This window comes from Streptomyces sp. NPDC051578 (assembly GCF_044454045.1).
GTDB lineage: Bacteria > Actinomycetota > Actinomycetes > Streptomycetales > Streptomycetaceae > Streptomyces.
Genome location: NZ_JBITDH010000001.1, coordinates 341,517 through 354,392 on the forward strand (window position 1 = coordinate 341,517; position 12,876 = coordinate 354,392).

General features: G+C 73.9%; 11 protein-coding genes. 1 reads left to right on the forward strand and 10 read right to left on the reverse strand.

The genetic code is table 11. From position 1 onward, the window contains the following. Positions 1–33: 33 nt before the first annotated feature. From ACIA6C_RS01570 to ACIA6C_RS01590, 5 genes are all read right to left on the reverse strand, one after another. Positions 34–975 carry an ROK family glucokinase gene (locus ACIA6C_RS01570; protein ID WP_361135695.1) on the reverse strand — a complete coding sequence of 314 codons (942 nt, stop codon included), beginning with the start codon at positions 973–975 and terminating at the stop codon, positions 34–36. A gap of 61 nt (positions 976–1,036) precedes the next feature. Beyond that, positions 1,037–1,519, reverse strand: coding sequence for a DUF5304 domain-containing protein (locus tag ACIA6C_RS01575; RefSeq protein ID WP_399272143.1), 483 nt, complete (start codon positions 1,517–1,519; stop codon positions 1,037–1,039). A gap of 76 nt (positions 1,520–1,595) precedes the next feature. Further along, complete coding sequence (locus tag ACIA6C_RS01580) at positions 1,596–2,753, reverse strand: ArsA family ATPase (RefSeq protein WP_399272145.1); 1,158 nt, start codon at positions 2,751–2,753, stop codon at positions 1,596–1,598. Between the two features lie 106 nt (positions 2,754–2,859). After that, positions 2,860–3,300: an SRPBCC family protein gene (locus ACIA6C_RS01585; RefSeq protein WP_361135686.1), complete on the reverse strand. Its 441-nt coding sequence runs from the start codon at positions 3,298–3,300 to the stop codon at positions 2,860–2,862. 188 nt (positions 3,301–3,488) lie between these two features. Then, positions 3,489–4,271, reverse strand: a complete 783-nt coding sequence (locus ACIA6C_RS01590) for a metallophosphoesterase (protein WP_361135683.1) — start codon at positions 4,269–4,271, stop codon at positions 3,489–3,491. Between the two features lie 229 nt (positions 4,272–4,500). Here ACIA6C_RS01590 and ACIA6C_RS01595 point away from each other — a divergent pair, with 229 nt between their 5' ends. Then, positions 4,501–6,297 carry an AMP-dependent synthetase/ligase gene (locus tag ACIA6C_RS01595; protein ID WP_399272147.1) on the forward strand — a complete coding sequence of 599 codons (1,797 nt, stop codon included), beginning with the start codon at positions 4,501–4,503 and terminating at the stop codon, positions 6,295–6,297. Positions 6,298–6,402: 105 nt separating this feature from the next. Here the strand turns inward: ACIA6C_RS01595 and ACIA6C_RS01600 are convergent, their stop codons facing one another. The 5 genes from ACIA6C_RS01600 to ACIA6C_RS01620 all read right to left on the reverse strand — a co-directional run bounded on the left by ACIA6C_RS01600 (position 6,403) and on the right by ACIA6C_RS01620 (position 12,819). Then, positions 6,403–8,019, reverse strand: coding sequence for a GMC oxidoreductase (locus ACIA6C_RS01600; RefSeq protein ID WP_399272149.1), 1,617 nt, complete (start codon positions 8,017–8,019; stop codon positions 6,403–6,405). Between the two features lie 177 nt (positions 8,020–8,196). Further along, positions 8,197–9,339 (reverse strand): glycosyltransferase family 4 protein, encoded by a 1,143-nt coding sequence (locus ACIA6C_RS01605; RefSeq protein WP_399272151.1) that lies wholly within the window; start codon positions 9,337–9,339, stop codon positions 8,197–8,199. A gap of 24 nt (positions 9,340–9,363) precedes the next feature. After that, positions 9,364–10,482 (reverse strand): hypothetical protein, encoded by a 1,119-nt coding sequence (locus ACIA6C_RS01610; RefSeq protein WP_399272153.1) that lies wholly within the window; start codon positions 10,480–10,482, stop codon positions 9,364–9,366. A gap of 25 nt (positions 10,483–10,507) precedes the next feature. Beyond that, on the reverse strand, positions 10,508–11,551 hold the full coding sequence (locus tag ACIA6C_RS01615) for an NlpC/P60 family protein (RefSeq protein WP_366082755.1): 1,044 nt from the start codon (positions 11,549–11,551) through the stop codon (positions 10,508–10,510). A 245-nt stretch (positions 11,552–11,796) separates the two neighbouring features. Next, positions 11,797–12,819: an NlpC/P60 family protein gene (locus tag ACIA6C_RS01620; protein WP_399274423.1), complete on the reverse strand. Its 1,023-nt coding sequence runs from the start codon at positions 12,817–12,819 to the stop codon at positions 11,797–11,799. Positions 12,820–12,876 lie beyond the last annotated feature (57 nt).

Below are 12,876 nucleotides of genomic sequence, written 5' to 3' on the forward strand. Positions count from 1 at the left end.
GGCGCGGCGGGCAGCGGCGTACGTCGGTCGCGCTCAGCCCTGGCGGGCCAGGTCGGCCGCGCCGACCATTCCGGCCTTGCCGCCGAGCTGCGCGGCCAGCACCTGCGCGTGCGGACGCCAGGCGCCGCCGACCAGCCAGCGCTTGAAGGACTTGCGGATCGGGTCGAGGACGAGGTCGCCCTCGTCGGAGACGCCGCCGCCGACGATGAACGCCGACGGGTCGAAGAGCGAGGCCAGGTCGGCCAGGCCGGCGCCCGCCCAGCGGGCCAGTTCGCGGAAGGCGTCGACGGCCACGGGGCAGCCCTGCCGGGCCGCCTGGCTGATGTGCTTGCCCTCGATGCCCTCGGGGGTGCCGTCGCCCAGCCCGAGCAGGATCGTCGCGTTCTCGGGCGTGGCCTTGGCGCGCTGCTTCGCGTACCGGACCAGCGCGCGCCCGGAGGCGTACTGCTCCCAGCAGCCCTGGCTCCCGCACCCGCACAGCAGGCCGTCCGGTACGACCCGGATGTGGCCGAATTCGGCGGCGACGCCGAAGCGCCCGCGCCGCAGCTTGTTGCCGATGATGATGCCGCCGCCGAGGCCGGTGCCGAGGGTGATGCAGATGACGTCGTCGTGGCCCTGGCCGGCGCCGAAGCGGTACTCGCCCCAGGCCGCGCAGTTCGCGTCGTTCTCGACGACGACGGGGAGGCCGATGCGCTGCTCGACCTTGTCCTTGAGCGGCTCGTGCCGCCAGTTGATGTTGGGGGCGAACAGCACGGTGGCGCGCTTGTCATCCACGTACCCCGCGGCGCCGATGCCCACGGCGTCGATGGTGTGGCTGCTGCTGACTTCGGACACTGCGGTGCAGATCGCGTCGGTCACGCCGTCCGGGGTCGGCGGGGTGGGCACCTTGTACGTCTCAAGGATGGTGCCCTCTTCGTCGACCACGCCGGCCGCGATCTTCGTGCCGCCGATGTCGACGCCGATGGTGAGTCCCATTAGTCCCTCGGTTTCCGGTCAAGCCCCGCCACGGCCAACCGTACCCGAGCCCGGCGGAGGTTCAGTCGAGATCGATGTGCTCGGCCGGCCCGGGCCCGGTGTCCCCGTCGTCGCCGTCGCGGCGCGGGTCGTCCGCGGCGTGCGGGGCCGCCGGCCGCTGCTGCGTCCAGCGGCGCTCGTGGCCCTCGACGGCGGAGCGGTAGGCGGCGAGCAGCTCGGAGCCGGCGGCCGCGAGGTGGTCGAAGACCTCGGGGTTGCGTTCGACCACGGGCTTGACGGCGGTCTTGGCCTGGTCGACGAACTGGCGCACCGCGCCTTGGGCGGCGGCGCCGAACAGCGGGTTGTTCAGGGCGGAGACCTTGTCGGCGACGGCTTCGAAGAGCTTGAACAGCTCCTCGGCGGCGGTGCCGGTCCCGCCGCGGGACCCGTCGTCCCCGGCGGCGCCCCGCTCGGCGCGGAGGCGCTCCTTCTCGGCGGCGAGGTCCTCGGCGCAGGCCCTGGCCCAGGCGTCGTCGTCGGTGGTGCGGTCGGTGGCCTCGCTCATGGCGGACACTCCTGCGGCGGCTGCGTTATGTGCGGTACGGGCTACCTTCGACGGTACCCGAACGGCGGTACGGGTATCAGCGCGCGCGGGGCCACAGCTGCGGGTCCGGGGTGAACCGGACGCGGAGCACCCCGTCGGTGAGAGCGGCTCCGGAGACGGTGCAGCGGCGCAGCGCCGAGGGCAGCGGAACGATCCTGCGGTAGGGGCCGGCCGCCAGGAGCAGCTCGTCCCCGCGCCGGACCAGGTCGAGGTCGGCTTTGCGGGCGCCGGGCAGCGGGATCGCCCAGACGAGTACGCCGTCCTCGGCGCGCCGGTCCTCGACGGCCCAGGCCGGGCGGGGCGCGCCGGCGGCCGGGGCGAGGCCGGGGGCGGAGGCGGCGAGCAGGGCCGTGTCCTCCGGGCCCTCGGGGCCCCGTCCGAGGTGCGGGAGCGGGATCAGCGGCAGCTCGGCGGCCCACTGGGCGGCGTACTTCTCCTGCTGGGCGGCGAGCCCGGCCAGCCAGGGGTCGGCGGAGTCCTGCGGCAGGGTCCGGTTCGCGACGAGTGACCCGGCCGGCAGCTGGTGCAGGGCCAGCCCGAGGCGGCCGCTGCGCAGCGCGGAGTCGGCTGCGGGGCCGGGCTCGGCGACGAGCCGGACTTCGGTCGTGGGGGCCTCGACGACGGCTTGGACGGCGGCCAGCTCCTCGTCCCAGCGGGCGGCGGCCTCGTAGAGCCACCGGGCGGGCATCGGCACCCCGGCCAGCTGGGCCAGTACGGGGCGCAGGGCGCGGGCGGCCTGCCGTTCGGCGGGGAGCAGCCGGGCCAGGTAGCGGCGCAGCTGGGCGGGGAGGGCGAGGGTGGTCACCGTCTGGTGCAGCGGGGGCATGTCCACGACGACCAGATCGGTGTCGGGGGCGGCAGCCGCCCGCCGCAGGGCTCGGAGCAGCGCGAACTGCTCGGCGCCGGGCAGCTCGGTGAGTTCCTCGGCGCTCAGGGGCCGGCTGCCGAGCATGCCGAGGAGGGCGGCGCCGCGCTCCTGGAGGGCGACGAGTTCGGCCCGGAACTCCTCCGCGGAGTCGATCCGCGCGACCCGCACCCCGGGCACGTCCTGGCCGAGCAGCGCGGCGAGCGGATCGCCGGGGTCGCCGGACAGCAGCAGCACGCGCCGCCCGTCCCGCGCGGCGGCGACCGCCGTGACGGCGGCCACGGTGGTCCGTCCGGCCCCGCCGGGTCCGGTGATCAGCAGTGTGTGCATGGTGCGGGTACTCCGGGTCGTGTGTCTGCGGCTGCGCGGAGCCGGGCTCCGCCCCACACCCCGGACCTCTGACGGGCGGTCGGGCCGGACCGGGCCCGACGAGTGGTCAGGCGGATTCGACGCGCTTCTTGAGGCCCGCCAGGGCGCGGTCGATGATGACCTTCTCCGCCTTGCGCTTGATCATGCCGAGCATCGGGATCTTGACGTCCACGGTCAGCTGGTACGTCACCTCGGTGCGCGTGCCGCCGTCCACCGGTGCCAGCTTGTAGGAGCCGTCGAGCTGGCGCAGCATCTGCGACTTGTCCAGCGTCCAGCTGACCTCGTCCGGGCCCTTCCAGGTGTAGGCGAGCGTGTGGTCGTCCTTGATCGCTCCCGCGTCGAGCAGCAGCCGGACCTTCTCCGCGCGGCCCTGGGCGTCGGTGGCGAGCACCTCCGCCTCCTTCACCTCTCCGGTCCACTCCGGGTAGCGGGCGAAGTCGGCGATCACGGCCATGACGTCGGCCGGGGCCGCATCGATCGTGATACTCGAACTGGTGTGTTCCGCCATCGCGGTCGCTCCTCCGGGGAGTTCGACAAGTGTGTGGGGGCCTCCGGCCGCCGGGTGAAGGCTACCGCGCGTGCGGACCCCGCCACTCCAGTGCCCCGCCGCTTCAAGACCCGGCCGCTTCGAGACCCGGCCGCCTCAAGACCCCGCCGCTGCGGGGCCTCCCCGCGCGGGCGCCCACCGGGCCGCGCTCACCACTCCAGCGCCCACGGCCGTCCCGTCGCCGCGAAATGGCCGACGTTCACGCACTCCGTGCCGCCGATCCGCATCCGCCGCGCCAGCGGCTGGTGCACGTGCCCGAAGAGCGCGTACCTCGGCCGCATCCTGCGGATCGCCGCCAGCAGCGCCTCGCTGCCCCGTTCGAACCGCCGGGCCACCGTGTCGTAGCAGAGCTCCGGCACCTCCGGCGGGATGTGCGAGCAGAGCACGTCCACCTCGCCCAGCGCCTCGACCTTGGCCGCGTACTCCTCGACGTCCACCTCGTACGGCGTCCGCATCGGCGTCGGCAGCCCGCCGCCGACGAAGCCGAAGACGCGGCCGCCGATCTCCACCCGCTGGCCGTCGAGCACGGTGGTGCCGGGGCCGGCGTACTCCGTCCACAGTCCCGGGACGTCGACGTTGCCGTACGTGGCGTACGTCGGGCTCGGGAACGCGGCGAACATCTCCTCGTACTGGCGCCGGACGGCGCCCTCGATCAGCCGCTCCCGGTCCAGCCCGGCCCACAGCGTCCGCCCGAAGTCGCGGGCCTCCGCGAACCGCCGCTGGGTGCGCAGCTCCACGATCCGGTCGGCGTTCTCGACGCCGAAGAGGTCGGGGAAGATCCCGCGCGAGTGGTCGGCGTAGTCGAGGAACAGGACGAGGTCACCGAGGCAGATCAGCGCGTCGGCGCCGTCCCCGGCCCGCGCGAGCGCCTCCGTGTTGCCGTGGACGTCGCTGACGACGTGGACCCGCGTACGACTCTTCCCGCCACTCATGCCGCCACCCTAGGGGCGCCTGGGCTCCTCGGGTAGGGGCACCCCGGCAGGCGGCCGGACCTGCGGTTACTTCCGGGTCGTCGGCGGGGTCGACTACTGTCGGCCGGGGACCGCCGCGTCGTGTGACGCACGGAACATCTGGCCGGTTCCCCCTATCGTGAACCCACTACCGGTGGGTAACGTCCGGTCGGTCCACACGGTGGCGATGGCGCCCAGAGGAGCAGCAGTCTTGCGCGAGTTCAGCCTTCCGGCCCTGTACGAGGTCCCGTCGGACGGGAACCTGACGGATCTCATCCGCCGCAACGCCGCCCAGCATCCCGACACCGCCGTCATGAGCCGCAAGGTCGACGGCCGGTGGCAGGACGTCACGGCGACGGAGTTCCTCGCCGAGGTCCGCACCGCGGCCAAGGGCCTGATCGCGGCGGGCATCGAGCCCGGGGAGCGGGTCGCCCTGATCTCCCGCACCCGCTACGAGTGGGTGCTGTTCGACTTCGCGATCTGGAGCGCGGGCGCCATCACCGTCCCCGTGTACGAGACCAGCTCCGCCGAGCAGATCCAGTGGATCCTCGGGGACTCCGGCGCCGCCGCGGTGATCGTCGAGAGCCCGGGGCACAGCGAGGCCGTGGCCGCGCTGCGCGACCGGCTGCCGGAGCTGCGCGAGGTCTGGGAGATCGAGCAGGGCGCCTTCGAGACGCTCAAGGCGGCGGGCGCGGAGGTCTCCGACGCCGAGGTCGACCGGCGCGGCTCGCTCGCCAACGCCGACGACACGGCCACCATCGTCTACACCTCGGGCACCACCGGCCGCCCCAAGGGCTGCGTGCTGACGCACCGCAACTTCTTCGCGGAGTGCGGCAACGTCGTGGAGCGCCTCAGCCCGCTGTTCCGCACCGGCGAGTGCTCCGTGCTGCTCTTCCTCCCGGCCGCGCACGTCTTCGGACGCCTGGTGGAGGTGGCGTCCGTGCTGGCGCCGATCCGCCTGGGCTGCGTACCGGACATCAAGAACCTCACCGACGAACTGGCGTCCTTCAAGCCGACGCTGATCCTCGGAGTGCCGCGCGTCTTCGAGAAGGTCTACAACTCGGCGCGCGCCAAGGCCCAGGCCGACGGCAAGGGCAAGATCTTCGACGCGGCGGCCGAGACGGCCATCGCCTACAGCCGCGCCCTGGACACCCCGGGCGGCCCGTCTTTCGGGCTGCGGCTCAAGCACAAGCTCTTCACCAAGCTGGTCTACAGCAAGCTCCACACCGTCCTCGGCGGGCGCGGCGAGTACGCGATCTCCGGCGGCGCCCCGCTCGGCGAGCGGCTCGGCCACTTCTTCCGCGGCATCGGCTTCACGGTCCTGGAGGGCTACGGCCTGACCGAGTCCTGCGCGGCCACCGCCTTCAACCCGTGGGACCGCACGAAGATCGGTACGGTCGGCCAGCCGCTGCCGGGCTCGGTGGTGCGCATCGCCGACGACGGCGAGGTGCTGGTGCACGGCGAGCACGTCTTCACGGGCTACTGGAAGAACGAGGCGGCGACCGCCGAGGCGCTGTCCGACGGCTGGTTCCACACCGGTGACGTCGGCACCCTCGACGAGGACGGCTACCTGGCGATCACCGGGCGCAAGAAGGAACTCATCGTCACCGCCGGCGGCAAGAACGTGGCGCCCGCGGTGATCGAGGACCGCATCCGCGCCCACGCGCTCGTCGCCGAGTGCATGGTGGTCGGCGACGCGAGGCCGTTCGTGGCCGCCCTGGTCACCATCGACGAGGAGTTCCTCGGCCGGTGGGCCGCGGAACACGGCAAGCCGGCCGGGGTGACGGCGGCGGAACTGCGCGAGGACGCGGACCTCGTCGCCGCCGTCCAGCAGGCCGTGGACGACGGCAACGCGGCGGTTTCCAAGGCGGAATCGGTGCGGAAGTTCCGTATCCTCGCCTCCCAGTTCACGGAGGAGTCCGGCCACATCACGCCGTCCCTCAAGCTCAAGCGCAGCGTGGTGGCGAAGGACTTCGCCGACGAGATCGACGCCCTGTACCGGGGCTAGCCGCGGTACGGCCCCGGCGGGCGACCGCGCCGTCCTCGGCCCGGTACTCCGGCCCGGTGGCCGGGCGCGGATCAGGGTGCCCCCGGACCGGTCCGGGCCGGGCGCTCAGCGCGGGTCCTCCGCCAGGATCCGCGCCATGTTCCGCTCCGCGAGGGCGGTGATGGTGACGAACGGGTTCACTCCGAGCGAGCCCGGGATCAGCGAGCCGTCGACGACGTACAGGCCCGGGTGGCCCTTGGCGCGGCCGTAGTCGTCGGTCGCCTCGCCGAGGACGCAGCCGCCGAGCGGGTGGTAGGTGAAGTCGTCGGCGAAGGCCCGGTTGCCGCCGAACAGGTCGTAGCGGTAGATGGTGAAGTTGGCCCGGTTGACCCGGTCGAAGAGGTTCCTGGCCGCGGCCACGGACGGGGCGTTCTGGTCCCGGGTCCAGTTGAGCCGGGCCGCGTCGGCGGCGGCGTCGTAGGTGAAGTGGCCGCGTTCGGGGTTCTTGGTGATGGCCAGGTACATCGAGATCCAGTGCTCGAAACCCATGGGCAGCGGGGCGATCTCGGCGAAGACGGGGTTGGCCGTGTTGTCCCAGTCGTCGATGCCGAGGGCGGGCATGGTGGCCTGGTTCGCGCCGACGGTGTCCCAGAGGTGGTTGGCGCGGGCCGTCATGATGTTGCCGTTGTGGCCCCAGCCGCGGCCGACCGCCTCCGCCAGTTCGGGCAGGGCCCCGGTCTCGCGGGCGCGCAGCAGGATCTCGGTGGTGCCGAGGCTGCCCGCGCCCAGGAAGAGCTGGGCGCAGCCGAGTTCGCGGGTCTGGGTGACGCGGCCGGTGAGGTCGATGGTGCGTACGGTCAGCACGTATCCCCCGGCGGGATCGCGGCGTACGGCGACCACGCGCTGGAGGGTCTCGATGGTGACGTTGCCGGTGCCGAGGGCGGCGGCGAGGTAGGTCTTGTCGAGGCTCTTCTTGCCGTGGTTGTTGCCGTAGATGACCTCGCCCGCGAGGGCGGATCTGGTGGCGGTGCCGGCCGCCTCCCTCTGCATGTAGGCGAAGTCGTAGACGTTGGGCACGAACGTGGTCTTGAGCCCGGTGTTGCCGGCGTGTTTGCGGGAGATCCGGGCGAAGCGGTACCACTCGGTGGACTCGAACCAGGCGGGGTCGATGTCGTTGACGCCGAGCATGGCGCGGGCGCGCGGGTAGTACGTGCCGTACATCTCGTCGGCGTCGACGCGGGGCAGGACCTCGGTGAAGTACGACCGGCGGGGGGTGGGCGCCATGCCGCCGTTGACGAGGGAGCCGCCGCCCACCCCGCGTCCCACGTACACGGACATGCCGTCGTAGTTCACCCGGTCCAGGACGCCGGGGTACGGGTTGATGTCGCGGTTGACCACGTCGAGCCAGAGGAACTGGGCGAGCGGGGCCTCGGTGCGGTTGCGGAACCACATGGAGCGCTGGTCGGGGGCGGACGTGGAGGGGAACACCTTGCCGTCGGGCCCGGGGGTGTTCCAGAGCCGGCCCATTTCGAGGACGACGGTCCGCACTCCGGCCTGCCCCAGGCGCAGGGCGGCGACGGCGGCCCCGTAGCCGGATCCGACCACGATGGCGGGGGCGTACTGGGCGGCGGCCGGCTCGACGGCGGCGGCGGAGCCGAGCCCGATACGGGTGAAGCCGAGGACTGCGGCGGTCTGGAGGGCGCCGGCCCCCAGCAGTTGACGGCGCGTCAGATGGGGTGTCATGGGCGCATCATGAGCGGATTCCGCCCAACCGGCCATAACCCGCACTGACACGCATCTGAGTAACAGTCAGACATGTCTCGACCGTATCCGCGCCGCGTCCTCACCCGCCGGGTTCGCCGGAGCGCGCCCGCGACCGGCCGCGAGGTGCGACAATCCGCCTCCCGCCCGGTCGGGCGGCTACAGCAGCTCGCGGAGCCGCTCCGCGAGGAGGTCCCAGCGCCAGCGTTCCTCGACCCAGGCCCGGCCGCGCTCGCCCATGCGGCGCCGCAATTCCGGGTCCAGGAGCAGCGTCACGATCCGGTCCGCGGCCTCGTCCGGCGCCCCGCCCCGGACCACCCAGCCGGTCTCCCCGTCCAGCACCGCGTCCGGCGCCCCGCCCGAGTCGCCCGCCACCACGGGCAGGCCCGTCGCGGAGGCTTCGAGGTAGACGATGCCGAGCCCCTCCACGTCGAGGCCGCCGCGCCGGGTCCGGCACGGCATCGCGAACACGTCCCCGGCGCCGTAGTGCGCGGGCAGCTCCGCCCAGGGGACCGGGCCGGTGGAGACCACCGAGTCGGCTACGCCCGTGGACGCCGCCAGCGCCCTCAGGTCCGCCTCGTACGGGCCGCCGCCCACGATCAGCAGCACCGCGTCCGGCACCGTCGCCAGGATCCGCGGCATCGCCTCGATCAGGGTGTCCTGTCCCTTGCGCGGCACGAGCCGGGACACGCACACCACCACCGGCCGGTCGGTCAGCCCCAGCCGGGCCCGCACCGCCGCCCCGCCCGACCCGGGGTGGAAGGTCTTCTCGTCGACCCCGGGCGGCAGCTGCGTCATCCGCGCCGCCGCCCGCTCCGTCAGCGCCGAGGCGATCCGGGTGCGCGTGTACTGGCCCAGGTAGGTCAGGGTGTCGGTGCCCTCGCCGATCCGCCGCAGCAGCTGCCGGGCGGCCGGCAGCTGCGCCCAGCCCGCTTCGTGCCCGTGCGTGGTCGCGACGATCCGCCGGGCCCCCGCCCGCCGCAGCGCCGGGGCCATCAGACCCAGCGGGGCCGCAGCGCCGAACCACACCGACTCGCAGCCGTGTCCGCGCAGCAGCTCCACCGCCCGCCGCGTCACGCGCGGCGTCGGCAGCAGCATCGTCGTACGGTCGCGCACGACCTGGAACGGCTGCTCCGCGTCGAAGGCGGCGGTGGCCGCGCGGCCCTCTTCGTCGTGCTTCCAGGTGGAGGCGTAGACGACGATCCGGTCGGGATCCAGCCGCAGCGCCATGTTGTGCAGGAAGGCCTGGATGCCGCCCGGTCGCGGCGGGAAGTCATTGGTCACGATCAGCGTCTTGTGCATCGCCAGCCAACGTACCGGACGCCCCTAACCGAGCTGCTCCCGCAGGGCCTCGCGCCAGAGCCCGACCAGTGCGCCCTCATCCGTCCCCAGGACCTCCTCCAGGGCCGCGGGCAGGGGTGCGCGGCCCGCCCTCTCGTACAGCCGCACCAGGGCCGCGTCGCCCCACTTCGCCGCGATGAGCCGGCAGGCGAGCCACGCTCCCCCGTACGACCGCGCGAGCGCCTCCGGATCGCCGCCGAAGGCGAAGTCCCCGTCGGCGGGCAACGCCCCCGGCAGCTCGCCCCGCCGCACCGCGCGGGCCAGCTCGGGCGCGGCCTCGGCCGGGGTGCGGTCCGTGGCCCGGTACGCGGCCCAGTCCGCGAAGCCCTCGGACAGCCACAGCGGGGTCGTGGCCGAGGTCACGGCGCGGGTCGCCACATGGGTGACCTCGTGGGTGAGCACGATGTCCTTGCCCGCCTCCGACAGGCCCGCGTACCCCTCCGGGTTGATCACGACCCGGTCGGCCGGGGCCGGTCCGGCCCCCACCCGGCCGGTGGTGACGGCGCCCATTCCCCGGTAGGCGTCGGCGGGCTGCCCGAGCAGCGCCGCCATCGCGTCGAGCGTCGCCGGGACGAGCACCACCGCCCGGCCGGCCCACGGGCGCGGCCAGGCGGCGCTCACCGCGGGCACCGCCCGGTCGGCCCGCTCCGCGATCGCGGACAGGGTCCGCGCCGGCTGCCCGACGCCCAGCACCAGCGCGTGCGCCCCGCGCACGGCCGTCACCGCGCCCTGGTCCCACAGCAGCGGCGGCGCCCCGGGTGCGGGGCGGTCGGCCGTGACCCGCCAGTCGCCGGCGCCGTCCCGCGCGAGTTCCACCTCGCGCCGCGCGTCCGCCGCGGCGGTGTCGTAGCCGGCCAGGCGGTAGTGCAGCGCTGCCCGCGCGAAGGCCCGTACGCCGTCCCGGCGCACCGAGGTGACCTCGTACGACCACCCCTCCAGCGGGATCCCGGCGAGCCGGGCGGGTGGCGCAGCGGCCCAGTCGGCGACGGCCTCGCGGACGGCGGGGTCCGCAGGGCGGGCGCCGGGAGCGGCGCAGCCGGCCGGCAGCCCGCACAGCAGCAGGGCGAGCACGAGGAGGCGTACGGCGCGACGGGCGGGGGGCATCCGCCGATCGTACGCACCCGGTGCGTCAGGGCCGGGTCACCGAGGAGACCGGCATCATCCCGACCGGGTCGTACCGCACCCGCGCGCCCGGGTAGGGGGCGTGGACCACCTGGCCGTTGCCGACGTACATGGCGACGTGGCTGGCGTCCGAGCGGTACGTCACCAGGTCCCCCGGCTGCGCCTGCGACAGCGGCACGCGCCGGCCCGCGTACCGCTGGGCCTGCGAGGTGCGCGGCAGGGAGACCCCGGCATGGCGGTACGACCACACCATCAGCCCCGAGCAGTCGAAACCGGACGGCCCGGTCGACCCCCACACGTACGGCCGCCCGACCGCGGCCCGGGCCGCCCGCACGGCGGCCGCCGCCCGGGAGGAGGCCGGGACGGCCGAGGACAGGTCGGGCAGCGCGTCGGCGCGGCCCCCCGAGCGCGAGGCCCGCTCGAAGTCGGCCCGCTCCTCGGACGGCATGGCGTCGAGCAGCCGGCGGGCCGCCGCGAGCTTCGCCGTGACGGCCCGCTTGTGCTCCGCGACGTCCGAGCGCAGCGCCTCCAGCTCGGCCAGCTTCACGGAGGCCTCCTGGCGCTCCTGGGCGATCCGGCGCTGTTCCTCGCGCAGTTCGCCGAGTTGCCGGGCCTGGCGGCCGCTGAGCCGGTCGAGCACGGCGGCGTTGTCGAGGTAGCCGTCGGGGTCCTCGGACAGCATCAGCGCGAGGGCGGGGTCGAGGCCGCCGGAGCGGTACTGGGCCCCGGCGAAGGCGCCGAGTACGTCGCGCATGGTGTTGATGCGGTCCTGGCCCCGGGCCACCGCGTCCTGGGCCCGGCTGATCTCGGCGCGGAGCTTGCCGGCCTTCTCGTCGGCCTCGTTGTAGCGCTCGGTGGCCTGCTCGGCCTCCTCGAAGAGCCGGTCGACCTGGGCGCGGGCGCCGGCCGGGGGGTCCTGCGGGAGGGCCGGTGCCGCGCTCGCGACCGCTCCCGTGAGGGCGACGGCGGCGCCGGCCGCGGCGGTGGTGAAGGCGGTGAGCTTGGTGCTCCGGTCGAGGCCGGTGAGCCCCGGCCGGCGATGGGACGCCACGTGAAACCGCTCCCTTGCGCTGCGCGCAGCCCGGGTCCGCCCCCCGTGGACGGCCGTGTGCCGGGTTCCGCGCTGGCAGACAGTAGCCGCAGCCGCGGGGCGCCGGACACGTCCGTCCGGGGGCACGCACGGCGACGCCCCGCCGGAGACGCAGGTCACCGGCGGGGCGCGGGGTCAGGGCGGGGCCGCGTGATTCGCCCGGATGGGCGGTGTACGGCGCGTCCCGGGGGTGTGCGGTACGCGGCTCAGCCGACGCGGACGCCGAACTGGAACGGCATGTTGTCCATCGACTCGTACCGGATGCCCGCGTCGGGGTTCGCCGCGTGGAACACCTGACCGTTGCCCGCGTAGAGCCCGACGTGGTGCAGGTCGCTGTAGAAGAACACAAGGTCGCCCGGCTGGAGTTGACTCCGGCCGATGCGCGTGCCGTCGTTCACCTGCGTGAAGGTGGTGCGGCTGATGCTGACGCCCGCCTGCGCGTACGCCCACTGGGTGAGTCCCGAGCAGTCGAACCGGTCCGGACCCGTCGATCCCATGTGGTAGCTCGCGTAGTCCTTCGTCTCGGCGGCGGCGAGTGCGGCGGCCGCCCGGCCCGAACCCTTGACGTTTCCGGCGCTCTTGGCCGCACTGCTGCTGGACTTGTCGTTCTCGTCCTTGAGCGCCGCCCGGTCCTGCGCGCTGAGGCTGTTCAACTGGGCCTGCGCCTCGGCGAGCTTGTCCTGCGTGGCCTTCTTCTGCTCCCCGAGCACCTTGCGGGTGGCGTCGAGGTCCGCGAGCTTGCCTGCGGCCTCCTGGCGCTGCTGCGCGAGGGCACGCTGCTTGGCCTGGATCCTGCCGACGGCCTCGATCTGCTTGTCGCTCAACTGCTGGAGCGTGGAGGCCTTGTCGAGGTAGCTCTGCGGGTCGTCGGAGAGGAGCAGGGTGAGGGACTGGTCGATGCCGCCGGTGCGGTACTGCGCGCTGGCCATCGAACCCAGCGTGTTGCGCATGTCGTTGAGTTCGAGCTGGCCGCGCGCCACCGAGTCCTGGAGCTGCGCGATCTCCTTCTCCAGCTTGTCCTGGCGGTCCTTGGCCCCGTTGTACTTCTCGGTGGCCTGTTCCGCCTCGCCGTAGAGGGTGTCGACCTTCGCCTTGACCTCGTCCTTGCTCGGCTGCCCCGGAGCGGCGCTCGCCGCCTGGGAGGTGAGCGCGACGGTGGCCGCGGCGAGGGCACTGAGCACGGACACGCGCGTGCGGGTGGGCTGCTTGGGTCGACGGTGGGACGCCACGAAGGCGAGCTCCTTCTTCCTCCGGCCGCCGATGGGGTCTTCACACACGGCGGCAGC